The 17,073-nt window shown below is 49.6% G+C and carries 12 protein-coding genes; 6 read left to right on the top strand and 6 right to left on the bottom strand.

The annotated features are described in order from the left end of the window. Window positions 1-17: 17 nt before the first annotated feature. Window positions 18-1,049, top strand: a complete 1,032-nt coding sequence (locus tag B7992_RS08810) for a rhomboid family intramembrane serine protease (protein WP_073155820.1) — start codon at window positions 18-20, stop codon at window positions 1,047-1,049. A 17-nt stretch (window positions 1,050-1,066) separates the two neighbouring features. On the opposite strand, the gene B7992_RS08815 is transcribed toward B7992_RS08810, so the two are convergent. Then, a complete protein-coding gene (locus B7992_RS08815; RefSeq protein ID WP_073155818.1) occupies window positions 1,067-1,642 on the bottom strand; it encodes a Tfp pilus assembly protein FimT/FimU in 576 nt (191 codons plus the stop codon). A gap of 190 nt (window positions 1,643-1,832) precedes the next feature. On the opposite strand from B7992_RS08815, the gene B7992_RS08820 reads away from it, so the two are divergent. Both B7992_RS08820 and B7992_RS08825 read left to right on the top strand, forming a co-directional pair. Then, complete coding sequence (locus tag B7992_RS08820) at window positions 1,833-2,369, top strand: type II secretion system protein (protein ID WP_088666077.1); 537 nt, start codon at window positions 1,833-1,835, stop codon at window positions 2,367-2,369. After that, entirely contained in the window at window positions 2,339-3,040 is a 702-nt protein-coding gene (locus B7992_RS08825; RefSeq protein WP_176421896.1) for a hypothetical protein, read from the top strand. The genes B7992_RS08820 and B7992_RS08825 overlap by 31 nt, the downstream gene beginning before the upstream one ends. A 128-nt stretch (window positions 3,041-3,168) precedes the next feature. Here B7992_RS08825 and B7992_RS08830 read toward each other — a convergent pair whose 3' ends face one another. Further along, a complete protein-coding gene (locus tag B7992_RS08830; RefSeq protein WP_088666101.1) occupies window positions 3,169-5,361 on the bottom strand; it encodes an NADP-dependent isocitrate dehydrogenase in 2,193 nt (730 codons plus the stop codon). Between the two features lie 351 nt (window positions 5,362-5,712). Here B7992_RS08830 and pelA point away from each other — a divergent pair, with 351 nt between their 5' ends. The 3 genes from pelA (at window position 5,713) to B7992_RS08845 (ending at window position 10,784) form a co-directional block, all read left to right on the top strand. Continuing rightward, window positions 5,713-7,542 carry a pectate lyase gene (gene pelA, locus B7992_RS08835; RefSeq protein ID WP_088666079.1) on the top strand — a complete coding sequence of 610 codons (1,830 nt, stop codon included), beginning with the start codon at window positions 5,713-5,715 and terminating at the stop codon, window positions 7,540-7,542. Between the two features lie 27 nt (window positions 7,543-7,569). Further along, complete coding sequence (locus tag B7992_RS08840) at window positions 7,570-9,708, top strand: pectinesterase family protein (protein WP_088666080.1); 2,139 nt, start codon at window positions 7,570-7,572, stop codon at window positions 9,706-9,708. Window positions 9,709-9,857: 149 nt separating this feature from the next. Further along, on the top strand, window positions 9,858-10,784 hold the full coding sequence (locus tag B7992_RS08845) for a hypothetical protein (RefSeq protein WP_073233623.1): 927 nt from the start codon (window positions 9,858-9,860) through the stop codon (window positions 10,782-10,784). 38 nt (window positions 10,785-10,822) lie between these two features. Here the strand turns inward: B7992_RS08845 and B7992_RS08850 are convergent, their stop codons facing one another. The 4 genes from B7992_RS08850 to rbfA all read right to left on the bottom strand — a co-directional run bounded on the left by B7992_RS08850 (window position 10,823) and on the right by rbfA (window position 17,063). Then, complete coding sequence (locus tag B7992_RS08850; RefSeq protein WP_088666081.1) at window positions 10,823-14,704, bottom strand: T9SS type A sorting domain-containing protein; 3,882 nt, start codon at window positions 14,702-14,704, stop codon at window positions 10,823-10,825. A 153-nt stretch (window positions 14,705-14,857) separates the two neighbouring features. Beyond that, window positions 14,858-15,766 carry a riboflavin biosynthesis protein RibF gene (gene ribF / locus B7992_RS08855; RefSeq protein ID WP_073155801.1) on the bottom strand — a complete coding sequence of 303 codons (909 nt, stop codon included), beginning with the start codon at window positions 15,764-15,766 and terminating at the stop codon, window positions 14,858-14,860. Beyond that, window positions 15,759-16,709 (bottom strand): tRNA pseudouridine(55) synthase TruB, encoded by a 951-nt coding sequence (gene truB / locus B7992_RS08860; RefSeq protein ID WP_088666082.1) that lies wholly within the window; start codon window positions 16,707-16,709, stop codon window positions 15,759-15,761. The genes ribF and truB overlap by 8 nt, the downstream gene beginning before the upstream one ends. Beyond that, entirely contained in the window at window positions 16,710-17,063 is a 354-nt protein-coding gene (gene rbfA / locus B7992_RS08865) for a 30S ribosome-binding factor RbfA (protein ID WP_073155795.1), read from the bottom strand. It abuts the gene before it with no gap. Window positions 17,064-17,073 lie beyond the last annotated feature (10 nt).

The following is a 17,073-nucleotide window of genomic DNA, read 5'->3' on the forward strand; positions in this document are numbered from 1 at the left end:
TTTTCCAAGGAGATTCAATGTCAAGGTTCATGTCGCCACTACGCCCCAGATACTTGCGGGACTCCTCGGAAATTCACCCCCATATAAAAATCACGTCCATAACCAGCACGGCACACCCCCCAGCCAACAACACCCTGGACTCCAACGAACAACAAATCGCCAACGAAGAGCAGTCCCTCTCCGAGCAGTCCTTCCCCGAATCCAGTTGCATTGCCGAAGGCACTTTCAGACAAATTCGCGATTACAGCCTAGTCCTTCTTTCCCAGGGCGTAGAGCATCGTCTAGATCGCAGCGAGGAAGGCCCCTTCCAGATTTTCGTATTGCCGGAATTTGAAGAATTCGCCCGCGACCAGATCGCCCTGTACCAAAAGGAAAATCCGCCCAAGGAAGAGAATCTGCCACAGCCACTGAGTTTCAGCCTACAGCCTCTCTGGATTTTTATTCCGGTACTCATCGCCACCCTACTTGATTTTGCCGACGTAGTCAACTTGCATTTACCCGGCGTATCCGACGCAAGCAAAGTTCTAAAAGGACAATGGTGGAGAAGCCTTACCGCACTCACCCTCCACGGCGACGCGCGACACCTGGCCTCCAACATCCTGTGCGGATACATTGTCATGAACATGATTACCTACCGCATCCCCCTGTTGCGCCTAGCTCCCTTTTTGGCAATCTCCAGTGCCGTCGCCAACATCTGCGTTTCCATGACCGTCAAGACAAACTTCAGCGCCCTGGGATTTTCCACCTTCGTTTTCGCCGCCATCGGCTGTCTCGCCGTCATGGAGTTCCGCCTGATGCCTAGGGAATCTCACGGACTCCTGCGCCGTTTTGCACCCCTCTGTGGAGCCACTTCCCTGGCCGTATTTCTCGGTCTAGGAGAAAATGCAGACATTCTAGGACACGGCTACGGATTCATCGCAGGCCTATTCTGCGGACTGATTCCAACGAAAAAGGCGCTCCGCTGGGGAACGCCGGTTACATTCGTCGATATTGTCGGTCTGGCCGTCTATTACGGTTTATTCGCCATAGCCTGGACGATGGCACTCTAGACCGTTAGATTTGAACCCTAGAGTTCATTATAATCAAATCCACCATCATCATCTGCATCTATGGCCATAATCTTATTCTTTGTGGGAGACTTTAATGCAATGGCATAGTGCGAAGTGGATCCATACTGAGCGGCAACAAATCCTGCAATGGGAGCCGCAGAAAGGCCAAGCCTAGGTGTAAAAACACCAGCACCAGCCAGCCAATTTTCTTCGCAACTCGCACACTCAAACGCGTTGGTAAAATCAAAGGTCTTGTCAGTAACAAACGTCAAAGGCGGATCCAGATCCATATGGTCAACAGGATCACCAGTAGGCTTAGAACAATCATCACCGATGTACACTTCAATCCTTCGATCGCCGGATTTCTTAAGGCACAGCGTCTCGGATCTTCTGTTAGCATCACTGGCCACACGTTCTAGGAAGGCAGCTGTGTTTAGAGCGGCATCCTTGACGCGGTTATTTTCTACGGCACCCTGAAGGCCCGCCACACCCATAGCAGAAAGAATGCCCATGATGGCCACAACCACCAATACTTCTACAAGGGTAAAACCTTTGGCTCCAGAAACATTTCTATGTGCGGTAGGATTGTTCATACCTTACAATATAGCTCTAAATTCCCATTAAAATCAGACTTTCTTACTGGGCATGCCCATAATCACTTAGTCTAATCCAAAGTGGAAGTCAAATTGTAAAAAAAAAGAACAATTGTAAGAATACAATATTACATTCGAATTATGACAAAAAACTTACAACAAGACTTTTGATAAGGCTTTGGGGGTTCTTATGAGAAAGCATGGTTTCACACTCGCAGAATTGATGGTAGCCATCTCCATCTCCGGCTTACTTACTGCCGTGGCGGTTCCTAAGCTTTCCAGCTCCATTTCCAAATCCAAGGCTACCGAATTGACTCCCGCCGCCGCAACCTACACCAAGCTTCAGGCCGCCTACCTGTATGAACACAAGTCCTTTGGCACCTGGAAAAAGATCGGTTACGAAGCCCCGGGCAAAAGAGGTAAGACCGACACCTTCGTCTACACCAGAGGCGAAGTCATTTCCTCGATCAAAACTGACAACATTTCTAAGGATCTGAGTGCAGGCAAGGTAAGCTGGCAGGCCGAAAACTTTGTAAGCCTGAGCGGATGCAAGGCAGGCAACCAGTGGAAACTGAAGGCTATTGCAATCAGCGACACTGAAATTGAATTCAAGCCGTATATCGAATCTAAGGAGACTTCAGCCGAATGCGCCCCCCCCTTTCGGGCGACTGGGCCTTTTTCCAGAGCACCATTTCTATGGACACTCCGCCCAGCGATATGGTCGTAGCAGACGCCTCCTCGAATCCGTCCTCACCGGCAAACAATACCGGCAGCAATTCCTCTAGCTCCACAAACACCGGAAACAACGGCAATAGTGGAAATAACGGAAATGAGAATACTCCGTCAAGTTCGTCTAACACTCAGACAGCCAATACCTTCTACGATGCCGATGAAAACTGGACTGAAGAAGATGACGGTTCTTGCGGTGTAATGTATACCACCGGAGGAAACAAGTGTCCGCCGAGCTGGTGCAAGCTGAACGGCAACGTCAGTTCAAACCATGGCGGCTGGAGTAAAGCCGGCCACAAGTGGAACGAATGCTACAACGCCAGACAGGACCTTATCCAGGAAGCCGCAGACCAGGGACTGCTGACTTGCAAGAACAAGAACAACTGCAAGGTCAATAAGTCCGGCACGAACGTCACCATCAACGGAAACGTAATCAGCCAGAGCAGCGAAGAAATCAGCACCGAGGCCTACAACAGTTCTGAAGAACCGGCTGCCAAGGAAATCTGCTATACCAATTCTGAAGCAGAAGCCAAGGCATACTTCGGATACGTGGATGTCCTTTGTGCCGGTCAAAACACCGGCAAGGCCGGTTGCAGTCAATGGCGTCGAGCCAGCGAATGCGGTAATAACAGTTGGAAAGGCAAAGGCTATTGCTCAAGTTGGACTTAAACGCAGATTCTCTCTCTCCTTGTAAAAAAAGAACCGGAATTCTATTCCGGTTCTTTTTTCGTCATTGGATCCTTCGCGGCTTCGCCTCTCAGGATGACGGCGAAATGATTCGCCGCGCCGTCCGCTAATTAGATAGCGTCGATGACCTTGTTGAACTGTTCCACAGGGCGCATCCACTTCTTGAGGAGTTCAGCCTTGGGCAGGTAGTAACCGCCGATGTCAGCGGGCTTACCTTGTTCTGCAGCGTAAGCGGCAACGATGTCCTTTTCGCCAGCGGTAAGGGCTGCGGCTACGGGAGCGAACTTTGCAGCCAGTTCTGCATCGGCAGTCTGTGCGGCAAGGGCTTCGGCCCAGTACATAGCCAGGTAGAAGTGAGAACCGCGGTTATCCAGGTCGCCCAGCTTACGGGCCGGAGTGCGGTTGTTTTCGAGAATGCGACCGTTAGCTTCATCCAGAGTGTCAGCCAGGACCTTAGCCTTCTTATTGCCGGTAGTAGAGGCAATCTGTTCGAAGGAAGGAACCAGGGCGAAGTATTCACCCAGGGAGTCCCAACGCAGGTAGTTTTCAGCAAGGAACTGCTGGACCTGCTTAGGAGCGGAGCCACCTGCACCAGTTTCGAAGAGGCCACCACCAGCCATGAGCGGCACGATGGAGTACATCTTAGCGGAGGTACCAAGTTCCAAAATCGGGAACAGGTCAGTGAGGTAGTCTCGCATGACGTTACCGGTAACGCTGATGGTATCGAGACCGGCCTTGGCGCGGGTCAGGGATTCGGTAACTGCGGACTTGGGGTCCATAATCTTGATGTCGAGACCGGAGAGGTCGTAATCCTTCAGGTAGACTTCCACCTTCTTCTGGATTTCGCGGTCGTGGGCACGCTGGGGGTCCAGCCAGAAAATAGCGGGAGTGTTGGAAACGCGGGCGCGGTTCACAGCCAGCTTGACCCAGTCCTTGATGGGAGCGTCCTTGGCCTGGCACATACGGAAGATGTCGCCGGCTTCAACGTCCTGAGAAAGGAGAACTTCACCCTTGCTGTTCACAGCACGGATAACGCCCTTGCCCTTGGCAATGAAGGTCTTATCGTGAGAGCCGTATTCTTCGGCACCCTGAGCCATGAGGCCCACGTTGGAGGTAGAGCCCATAGTAGTGGGATCGAATGCGCCGTTCTTCTTGTGGAAATCAACGGTAGCTTCGTAGATACCTGCATAGCAGCGGTCCGGAATGCAAGCCTTCACTTCCTGGAGCTTGCCTTCCTTGTTCCACATCATACCGGAGTTACGGATCATGGCCGGCATAGAAGCGTCGATGATCACGTCGCTGGGAACGTGGAGGTTGGTAATACCCTTGTCGGAATCCACCATGGCGAGAGCCGGGCCGTTGGCCAGAGCAGCATCGATTGCAGCCTTGACTTCAGCTTCCTTGGCATTGCCTTCCAGACGCTTGTAGAGGTCGCCCAGACCGTTGTTGGCGTCGATGCCCAGTTCCTTGAACAGGTCGGCATACTTGGTGAAAACGTCCTTGAAGAACACGCGAACGAAAGCGCCAAACATGACGGGGTCGGAAACCTTCATCATGGTAGCCTTCAGATGCACGGAAAAGAGCACACCCTTAGCCTTGGCATCAGCCATCTGGTCGGCAACGAACTTTTCGAGAGCAGCCATGCGGAGCACGGTAGCATCCAGGATTTCGCCAGCCAGAGTGGGCTTTGCAGCGCGGAGTTCAGTAACAGAACCATCAGCAGCCACAAATTCAATCTTGAAGGTGTCGGCGTCAGCGATGGTGACAGACTTTTCGTTACCGTAGAAATCGTCAGCGGTCATGTAAGAAACATGAGTCTTGCTGTCGGCAGTCCAGGCACCCATCTTGTGGGGGTTCTTCTTGGCGTAGTTCTTAACAGCCTTGGGAGCGCGACGGTCAGAGTTACCCTGACGGAGCACCGGGTTCACTGCGGAGCCCTTCACCTTGTCGTACTTGGCGCGGATTTCCTTTTCTTCTTCGGTAGCAGGAGCATCCGGATAATCCGGCAGGTCGTAGCCGTTAGCCTTCAGTTCGGCGATAGCGGCCTTCAACTGAGGAACGGAAGCGGAAATGTTGGGGAGCTTGATGATATTGGCGCTTGCATCCAGGGAGAGCTTACCCAGGAAAGCCAGGTCGTCTTCGACCTTGCCGAAAGCAGCCAAAATACGGCCAGCCAGAGAAATATTCTTGGTTTCCACATCGATATTGGCTGTCTTTGCGAAAGCGCTTACGATGGGCAGGAGGGACTGAGTTGCCAAAAACGGAGACTCGTCGGTAATGGTGTAATAGATCTTAGGATTCATGGTTTCCCTCATTAAATTTTTCGACGAAAAATCTAGAAAATTTAAGGTTCTTTATAAAGTCTGAAGAATCATATTTGATAACGCAAATTTCATGCCAAAAATGAACCAAAAACAGTTAGCACGTTCCATTGATAAATTGACAAGAGAAATCTGTTTTTTCAATGAAAAAAGCCGAAAAATCGGTATAGTTTTATTTTCGTGGAAGTGTAGTCTGTAGACAATGGTTTCGCGGAGTGTAAAAGCTAACCATTACAAAAAACGTATAGATTGTAGGTTGGGGTTATACAGCCCACGCGGAATGGTTAAGCATGACGGCAGGATGGTGCTGCCACAAAGAAAAAGGATGTGTGCATGAAGAATTGGGTTTTGAAGTTTATCGGATTTGCAGGCATTGCAGCAGGCGTTACCAGCGCATTTGGCGCCACGTACGAGCCGCCGTCAACTGCCGTGAGCAAGATGAATAGCTACCGTGGCTATTCTGAATTGACCACCGCCGCCAAGGGCATGGATATTGACCAGTACGCCTATAACATGACCACCTGGCAAATCGACAACGGCGGTTTCTACAAAGCTATGGCCGACAAGTACAAGAGTGCCTACACCGGCGGTGAAAAATCCGGTTGGCGTTCTGCAACCGGCGGCGACGTGGGCACCATCGATAACGACGCTACAGTCCAGGAAATGCGCTTGTTGGCTGTACGTTACAAGGAAACCACCAACAGCAATTACAAGAACACATTCAAGTCCAGCTTTAACAAAGCCGTCAACTTCCTGCTGACTATGCAGCGCAAGAGCGGTGGTCTGCCTCAGGTTTGGCCCAAGCGCAACGACTATAGCGACCATATTACCCTGAATGACAACGCCATGATTCGCGCCATGGTGACCATGATGGACATCGCCAACGGCGTTGCTCCTTTCGATTCCGATATTATCGATGACGCCACCCGCAGCAAGATGCAAGGCGCTCTGGAAAAAGCCATCGACTACTTGCTGAAAGCCCAGATCATAAATAATGGCACGCCCACCGTCTGGTGCGCCCAGCATGACACCGCCAATTACGCCCCTCGCCCCGCCCGCGCTTACGAACTGGAAAGCAAGTCCGGCAGCGAATCTGCAGGCGTTGTATGGTTCCTGATGAACTGGCCCGACCAGACAGAAGCCATCCAGAAGTCTATTACCAGCGCCATTAACTGGTACAAGAAAACCAAGGTCACAGGACTTTACTTCAACAAGAAGCAGGGCGTTTTTGAAGAACGAGCCGGCAACGTCCTTTGGTATCGTTTCTACGAAGTGAATAATGACAACTACTTCTTCTGCGACCGCGGTGGTGCCAGCACCAAGACCCAGAACTTTATGGCAATTAGCGAAGAACGCCGCAAGGGTTACCAATGGGCCGGCGAATACGGCACCGCATTAATCAGCACCGAGAAGGCATACCTGGAAGCCATCGAAAAGATGAACGGCACCTATGTTCCGCCTCCCCCTCCCGTAGCCATGTGCGGTGACGATTCCTGCAAGACTGTTGTTGACGGTGTTAACTTCATCGACATCGATGGCGTTAAGGAAACAACCAATGCAGGTTTCGTAGGAGAAGGATACGCCAACGTTACAAACGCCATCGGAAGCTACGTGACCTACGGCGTTACCGCCACCAAGGCAGGCACATACACCCTATACATCCGCTACGCCAACGGCGGCTCCGCTGCAAGAGACTATCAACTTTCCATCGGCGACAATATTCTGGTAGAAAGCGGATCCATGGAAAGTACCAGCGCATGGACCACCTACAAGACCTTTCCTATCGAAGTGGAATTGCCCGTGGGCTACAGTGAAATCAAGTTCACCAGCCTTGGCAAGGATGGCATGGCCAATATCGATGTGATCGGCTGGATGAGCGACGATCTAAAGCCCGGCATGGTACAAATTTCTGAAGAAGAACCTGACGAAGATGATGATAACGATGAGGAGGAAGAAATGGCCATCAATAACACATTATTGCTGAACGTTAAATCTGCTTCTTACAACATCCAGATTCTCGATGTTAAGGGCAACCTTATCAAGAACTACACTAGCGAAACTCGCGACCTGAACATGCAGGGAATGAAGGCTGGAGCCTACCTGGTAAAAGTTTCCCAAAAGGGAAAGGTCCTGATGAACTCCATGGTACGAGTAAACAAGTAAAGTTGCAAGTTCACACAGGGATAAAAGATGAAAAGAAATTCCACCTTTATTATCGCGCCGTTGTGTCTGGGGCTTGCCTCTACAGCCATGGCAGTGGAAAAAAGAAAGTTTGATTTCGTTGTGGGCGTTGATGGAGACTTCAAGGCCGCCATGGCCGCAGCCAGCGCCGCCTCCCCCAGCGAATCAAAACGCTTTGTCATATTCTTCCCTGATGGTGAATACGACTTGACCAAAGTGACGGCAGACCGTCACGGAAAAACCACATTCTCCTCCTCATTCGTTTCGCTGATTGGCCAGACCCGCGACAAGGCAATTATTGCCAACAAGACCGATACCGAAAGCATCGGCCACACAGCCACCTTGTACCTCTCCGGAAACAAGGGCATGTACCTGCAGGATCTGACCATCCAGAACAAGAGCACCTATTGCGGATCCTCTGCATGCCGCCAGGTGACTATCCAGCAGAATTCCGGCGACAAGAATATTTTCAAGAACGTCAAGCTGGTCAGTGGGCAGGACACCTATTATACCAACAAGGGCCGAACCTACTGGGAAGATGGTGAAATCCAGGGTACCGTAGACTTCATTTGCGGTAATGGAGACGTCTTTTTCGAAGGAACGAATCTTGTAATGACTCGCAATGGCGGGTACATTACAGCCGCACAGACCTCTACCGAATGGGGCTACGTTTTCAACAACGCAAAGATTAACGTTTCCAATGGCAGCTATAACGGCACCTTCTATCTGGGACGTTCCTGGAACCACGCCAAGGTGGCCTTCCTGAACACCACCATGTACGCCCAGCCTACAGCAGAAGGTTGGGGTGCCGACATGAATTCTGCCCCCACCGTTTTCGGTGAATACAACAGCAAGAACGGCAACGGCGGAGCCATTGACGTGAGCCGCCGCAAGACTTACTTCAACGGCGGCAAGGATGCCTCCTCTGCCAAGTCCCTGAAAACAGTTTGGTCTGCCAGTGATGCCGCAAATTACAGCTTGAAAAACGTCATGGGCGGTTCCGATAATTGGGAACCCAACAAGTTGACCGTTCAAATGGCTGCCCCAAAAATTTCCCAGGAAGGAAATGAAATTGTCTGGGACGACAACGAAAACGCTCGCTGCTGGGCCATATTCGTAAACGGACAATTCAAGACTAGCGTCGCCTCCAACAGTTTTGATCTTGAGGGAGTTTCTGTAGGATCAAAAGTTACCGTTCGTGCAGCCAACTCCATGGGCGGTCTCGGCGCCACCTCCAACGAAGTTTCCGTTGTAGAAAGCAATGCCACTTACTACAAGGTCTCCCTGAATAACAGCATCGGTGGAACCATCGAAAGTTCCCTCAGCGGTAACAAGGTTGCAGAAGGCAAAAAGGCAACATTCACCGCCAAGCCCATCGAAGGTTGGACTTTTGAAGGCTGGACCGGAGCTTCCGCCACTTCTGCCAGCAACCCCCTCGAGATTACCGCCACCGGCGATATTGAACTCGGCGCCACTTTTGCAGCAAAGGGCGTAGACACATTCCAGGCCGAAAGTGGCGTTATCGAAAATGGCGTCAACGAAAGCACCAATGCAGGCTTTGCTGGTACAGGCTATGTCAACTTCGGCGCAGGCAATTCCTACGTGAACGTTCCTGTTTATGTGGAAGCTGCCGGAACCTACAAGATGGAGATGTATTACGCCAACGGAAGTTCCGCAGACCGTGATTTAATTATCAAGGCAGCAGATCCTGCCGAGGCCCAGCAGGTCACTTTCGAAAAGACCGCAGACTGGAAAACCTACCCATCCAAGGAAATCGAAATTGAACTGTCCCGCGGAGCAAGCTACATCCAGTTTGCTGTAGTAGGAAACAATGACGGCCCGAACCTGGATCAGATTGTGCTGACGCCTCTGAAGGTAGAAACCATCACGGAAGAAGATCCAGAGGATCCTAACGGAGGCGAAACACCTGCGGATACAACCCTCGGCATAGCAAACCACCAGATGAATCTGGTTAACGGAACGTTTAACGTCCAGCTGTACAACATTCAAGGAAAGTTTATTCGCAATATGAACGTTTCCGACATTCATGAACTTTCTAAATTCGTGTCTGGTATGCCGGCTGGCAATTATCTGGTACGCATTGTAGCGCCCGGTTATAAGAAACTGCAAGTTATCCGTGTGCAGTGAGATCCTGAAACAAGTTCAGGATGACGTTGGGTACGTTCAAGATGATATGGCGAACACGTTCAGGAAGACTTGGAAAAACAAGTTATGAATGACGCGACAAAATGCATCCTAGACATTACAAGACAAGACATTTTGTATATTTGCCTTGTATGTTAGGTATCGAACAGAAAAAAGGCAATGATGAGAACTTGTGCGGTCGCATGATCGCATACGCCCGCATTTTACCCAATCCCGACAACGAGACTAGCGGTTCGCCTTTTGATGACATGATCAAGAACGGCATCCTGACTCTGGAAGGAGACTTTAGACAGTCTCTGCCCACCAAGAGCCAGCGCCGCGCCCTGTCCGACGCCATGGACGAAAAGTTTGACAATATGTTGGAACGTATGGAATCCGAAGGAATCGAGATTCCCGAAAACGTTGACGTAGATAAGATGCGCGAACGCCTTCACGAACTTTCCAACATGGAAGTCATTCCCATTCCCGCAAGGATTGGAAATTTCACTAGCGAATCCGAAATTCTGGAAGAGGACGCCGACATTTACTACATCGGCGAATTCATGGGAGTAGGTCAGGCTCATTACTGCCTTACCACATTGCCCATCTATTACCAGGCAGTCTACCGCGAACAGGCCCGCCGCAAGGAAATGGATTTCCTGAACGAAGCTCTGGCCCAGATCGAGACTGGCGAATTTGTGGATACCGACGATTTGCAGAAAGACACCGAGGAACTGTTCCCTAGGGGCGTTACCCTGAATACCTTCGTCGGTGACATGGGCAAACTTCTAAACACCCGAGTGATTCCGTTCCTTCTAGCCCTGGAATCCGATGAACAATACGAAGTGCAAATCAAGCAGTTCTACCAGTTCATGAAGGGCTACCCGGTACAGGCCGACGTCAAGCTGATAGACCTGGCCATCCGCGATTTACGAGCCAGGCGCGACAACGCCATGGTCCGCAAACTGTTGGAATTGGGTTGCAAAAAAATCGTGGCGGTCTATAACGAAGACCCCCGACTTGCAGACGAAATCGGCGAACAAATTGCTAAGTTCGCCGACGATTCTAGTGATGTATAATCGCTGATTTATAACGTCTAATTTTTAATTAAACTGAATTACCTAACGGCAATGTTCTTCACAGAACTCTGGCTGCCCACGCGGACGCTGACGATGTAAAGTCCACGGTCCTTGACATTCAGGTTTACGCTGTTGGCACCGGCATTTGCGTTAAACTTAGCCGTAGCCACAACCTTACCAGAAACGCTAACCACATCTACTCGAGCCGTCTGACCCATCAGATCAGAGTTCACATCAAAGTTCACATTCAGACCCTCAGCAGAACGGATTCCGCGGATATTGCGAATGGCATTGGATGCAACCACAGGCTTATTGCCAGAAGTTACGGTTACCGTAGCCGTCTTGGAGCTGGTCTTGAGAGCCACCTTGATAGATTTACCTTCCGTCATTTCGGTAGTGCGACCATCTACAGATACAAAGACCTTCTTGCCCAGCGCTCTTACCTTTTCGACACCTTCAAGCTGAAGAGTTCCTTCATGGTTATTGGATGCACTCAGTCGAACAGTCCAGCTCATTTCATCGGATTCAGACTTGAGGCTCTTTGCCAGCAAGACATTATCCTCAACGATAGACAGGCGAACATAGCCACCCATACCGGCAGGAGGTTCTTCCATCTTCTGTTCACGAGAGGCAACACCCATAACATTCCAGGAATCAACTCTACCATAATCGTCAGACAGGACTGCCTTCAGACTCCAACCTTCTGCTTCAGCAAAGTTTGCCTTCTGCAGTGCTTTTTTAGCAGCGACCGGCTTTGCACTAAAGCGAATCGTTCTCGGAGAATTTACCTTAATCCAAGCTCCTTCATAGGGGCCAAGTACCTTAACCTCGGGATCATAGTCTGTGCCTTCAGCATTTCTACGCCAGATAGCAACATCCTTCAATTCATCGCAAGAAAGATCGATTGCCTGACCATAGGGATTAGCAACCATGTTCCAACCGCTATTGATGCTATCCACTTCCCAAACAATTTCTGCACCTTCAGGAATCGGGTCATTGCCATTGATTACGATATCCTTGGTGCTCTGATACCAATAGCCAGTAACATCATTTTCATCACCCTTGAATCCGTAGGCCTGATATTGCCAGAAGTCGCCAATGGTAGCGCTTTCATCCCACCAGTACAGGTAATCGCCCTTCGTGGGGATAATCTGATGTTTCTTCAGAGCCTTCAGAGAAACCATGTTCCAGGCACCAGCACGCCAAACCAGCGGTTCGCTAGAAGAAGACACTTCAACCACCTCGATAACAGAAGAAGAAGATTCTTCCACTTCACTACTAGAAGACTCGGGTTCTACTGCACTAGAGGACTCAGGTTCGGCCACACTGCTAGAAGATTCAACGATTTCTACAGAGCTGGAACTTTCCGGTTCCTTGGAACTAGAAGATTCAGGTTCTTCGGAAGAGGAAGACTGTTCAACTTCGCTAGAAGATTCTGGTTCGGCTTCGCTGGAAGACTCAGGTTCAGCGCTGCTGGAAGATTCAACAACTTCTTCGGAGCTGGAGCTTTCAAGATCCTTAGAACTGGAACTTCCCGGTTCAAGTACAACGGGAACGTCACCTTCGGGTTCACCAATCCAATAGGGATAACCTTCGTTGGTTACACCGGTTTCATCAATAGTCCAGATCTTTTCATCCACTTTACCTAAACGGTAAGGCATATTCAATGTGGTGAGCAAGGAAGACTTCATGTCACTAGCGGCAAGAGTTCCGTTTTCGTTTTCGTCCAGGTTGTTAGAACCATTGCGAACGTTATACTGAATATCCCAGCAAAAATCTTTTTCTACACCAGAGCAGGACTTAACAGAGGCGAGCCAACTTTTCATAGTGACGCTAACGAAAGATCCAAAGGCATCGTAAGCATCACTACCCAAATGATAGTTAGACATGATAGTATGTGCTGCAGTAGAATTATTCAAGGACAGCATGCCGCCCATATAGCCAACATAGAACGGATGATCTGTGGTAGCAGGCGTCGACACATGGATTGTTCCCTTGAGATAGGAATTCGTAATGTAAAAATCACGGTCAGGAGCACCAGTAGAAATGTAAGCCAAAAAACCACCCACATAAAGGGCATCCACATTATCAACGTTTCCAAGTACATCAATATCGCCATGAACGGCAACCCTATCCATAGACGGACTTCTGCAGTAGCCGCAAACGCCCCCCACATAACCAGTGCGCTTCATAGAGGCATCATCATCCGCATTAATAGAAATCAGAGACGTTGCGTTTTCTGCAGAAAGCTTTATACGATCAAAAACAATATGATTACCACTTTCACCCTTACGGAACTCACCTACGGCTCCACCAACATAATTTCCGTTATTTACACCGGTAACCTTGATAAAACCATAATAAGCAGAAGACTTTAACCGCAGTCCCGCATTAGATTCATCACGCATGCCCACATACCCAAAGAAGCCCCCCATATCCAGGGAATCTGCTTCAGAAAGATTCAGGGCTGCATCCATAGAAACTCTGACGGTGTTATTCGCAAAAGCTTTTTCTGTTGCTGCAAGGTAACCCACACCAGCCACGCCACCCATAGCCACATAGCCCTTATTAGAACTGCTATTTGCGTTCTTGTCTACAACTTTGATTTTTCCATCGACCTTGGTATTATAGATAGACAGATAGCCGGTAGTATCAACAGCCTTTTCATTACCACCCATACCACCAACAAGACCACCAGCGTTATAGTAGATAGCCTTAGAGGAACGGGTATCATCAACAGAAAGTTTTACGAAACTTTCAGAAATCTTCAGGGGGCGAATAATCTGATAGGAGCGGGCAATCAGACCGCCAATATATACAGAGTCAGAAATAGCGCTAGAGTTCGAAATTGAACCGTCAAAGGAAACCTTATCAAAAGAGGATTCCAGGCCATAACTAGTTTCACTGGGGAAGAAACCACCAAAGAGGCCACCCATGGCAGCGCCGCCCTTAATAGAAGATCCGGCCCCGACATTCACATTATGGAAATTTAGAACCTTGCTGCTCCTCCGGCTGTCCATGAACATCTGGCCCACAAGGCCGCCCATGGCAACAAAAGCCCCCTTGGAACTATTCAGTTCTGCAGAGATATCCACATCCTTGGCAGACAGGTTCAGACCATAACCCACAAGACCGCCAACACAGGCATAATAACGACCTGACCTATTCGTACCCTTGACGGCACCAGTGTTCCTTTCCATCAGGATGGTGTTGGAAATGTCCAGCATATCTTCGCTTGTAATGCCATCAAAGTTTACCCTCTGGGCAATACCCGCAACACCACCAACAACAAGGCTAGAAACGCGGACGTTCTTCAGAGTGATGCCAGAAATATCGGAGCTATCAACATGACCAACCAAGGCTCCAACGCCATAGTAATATTTCAAGGCGTCGCTAGGAATGTTGTCAGTATCATTTGCGCTGATTTCAATATCGACGTTTTCGATCCTGATATTAGAAACAGTAGCATTGAAAAGGGTATCAAAAACACCAACGTGGCCACTCATAAGAGTAGTCCTATCGGTATAGTCTATGGTCTTCTTGTAGCAAACATTCTTGAAGGTGTAGCCGTTGCCCTCAATCGAGACCTTATTGCGAATCTTGATGGGTTCATGCTGAGTAACACATTCACCGTTTTCGCCAATTTCCTGGAAATCGATATCGGACTTGAAGGTCAGCGTACCACTTCCTGCGGTCTTACCACTCCACAGAGTGGAAAGAATATCATTCAATTCATGGGAAACACTACCATTGGTAATCTGACGAGAGGTCGTACAGAGATCGCACATCTCTACAGACTGAGAAACGACGCCATTTCCAGCGCCATCGTCTGAGAAATTCAAATAAAGACCGGCATCCTGTGCAGCTGCCATGACGGTAGCCACCAGAACGGCAATCCAAGTAAAGTTTAATTTACGCATCTTCACACACCTCTTTAACAAAGATACGTTATATTTCTGCGTTTAGCAACTTTTATCAACCACCTATAAACACAATGTGACTAAGCACAAAAAAGTTGTTTTATAATGGCTTTGAAACATACTTAAATCTTACGATAACATTACAACGAGAGACTATTCAGCCCAGTGGTTGCCGTTGTAATTGCGGGCCGTATCGGCATCCATACCAATTTGACGTACAAGATCGTCTAAACTGGCAAATTTCTGCTCAGGACGAAGATAGCCCATCAGATCCAGATACATGGGTTTGCCGTAAATATCTTCGCTGAAATCCAATAAATAGGCCTCGATGGCCAGAGGCTGATTCCCCGTAGAAGGCTGAATACCAATATTCACCACAGCACGGAAAACACGTTCAGAGCCGTCCTCTTCAGGAAGTCGGGCCGTCGCCACATAGACCCCGCGCTTAGGCAGGAACTTGTACTGTTCCACCTGCAGGTTTGCCGTAGGGAACCCAATGGTATGTCCCAGGCGTTTACCGCTAACAATATGACCGGAAAGTCGATAGGGACGTCCCAGGTAGGTCTGGGCACGATCAACATCCCCCATTTCCAGAGCGGTTCGCACGGCAGAAGAACTGACGCGTTCCCCCTTGTGGAGCACGATGGAAAGCATCTGGGTAGAAAGTTCCGGGAAGGCGGCCGTAATGGATTCGTAATTGCCCTTGCCACCAGCGCCAAAGCAGTGGTCATGACCGAAGAACATGGAGCACACGTCCAGTTTTTCAATCAGCTCTGTACGAATAAACTCATCAAAGGGCAAGTGCATCAGGTCGCGGGTAAAAGGGATCACCACAAAATCCAATCCCAGGCTCTTGATAAAATCACGTTTTTCAGCAGTCGTAGTCAGCAGGAGCGGATTTCCCGGGCCGCGAAGTACGTAGTTGGAATGAGGTTCAAAACTGATAACCGTAGGAAGTAAACCGTTAGCTTCAGCCACAGCCTTAAGGGAACGGAACAAAGCCTGGTGGCCAAGATGGCAACCATCAAAATTCCCCATGGTAACAGCACGTTTCTTATTCATCTTCGGCTAGGTAGATCTTGGGCCTGATGCGGCCAGGTTCATAGTGACAGAAACTGAGGACTTCGCCTTGCATGTTGGCTACAAAGACGTTGCCTTCGGCATCCACACCTTCAATGGGAGTTTTCCAGGGCAGATAATTTCCCTGACGGATGACCGCCAGCTGCGCGTCGTCAAGACGGACCACGGGGAAATCAAGCACCTGGTCCACAGGCAGCAAGTGTTCGCGGGTCAGATCATCGCCACGGACAGCCTTATCCAAGGTAACCTCGCCAATACGATGACGTCGGATATGGGAAACGCAGCCAAAAGTTCCAAGGGCACGGGCAATATCACGGCCCAGGGCACGGATATAAGTACCCTTGGAGCATTCACAAATCAAGTCGAAAGTGGCAAAAGCCTTGCCAGAGCATCCTTCAGTGGCATCGTTGGCAACAGCACCCAGCACCTTCAGGGAGCTGATGTTAATCTTGCGGGGCTTCAGTTCGATATCTCGGCCACGTTCCATCAGGTCGCTGGCGCGGACACCGTTAATTTTTACCGCACAATACTTAGGCGGAATCTGTTCGATATCGCCGGTAAACCGGGGCAATACCGCCTCAAGATCCGCAACGGAAATCTCTTTAACCTTTAAACTTTCCGCATTTGACTCACTACTCACGGCTCGGCACTCATCGCTCATAACCACTTCGCCGTCCCATTCCAGGGTATCGGTCTGGTAGCCCAGATGGAGTCTAAAGCTGTAACACTTGTCCTTGGCCTCTACAAAAGGCAGCAGACGGGTGACGCGACCCGTAGCGGCAATAATCAGGCCGGAGGCACGTAGGTCTAACGTACCGGCATGACCAACACGCTTCGTAGAAAAGACCCTTTTCAGAGGGAAAAGGGCCTTAAAAGAAGTTTCACCAGCAATCTTGTCTAATAAGACGAAGCCAGAATTGGACAATTAGAGTTCCCCTTTCTGCTTCAAGTCGGCAAGAATGCTTTCGATATGCATGGCGTGTTCCAGGTTCTCGTCTAGCACAAAGTTCAATTCGGGAATCTTGCGAATCTTGAGGGCCTTGCCCAAAACGCCGCGGATAAAGCCAGCGGAATTGTTGAGGCCGATCAAGGAATCGCGCTTTTCCTTATCGGAACCCATGACAGATACCATGATCTTTGCATAGCTCAGGTCATCGGTGATCGTTACACGGGTAATGCTAGAAAGCGTACTGACGCGAGGATCCTTCAAGCCCTTCTGCAAGAGCTTGGAGATTTCCTCACGGAACTGTTCGCCTAATCTGTCGGTTCTACGACTCATTTATATTCCT

The organism is Fibrobacter sp. UWH1 (assembly GCF_002210365.1).
Classification (GTDB): Bacteria; Fibrobacterota; Fibrobacteria; order Fibrobacterales; family Fibrobacteraceae; genus Fibrobacter.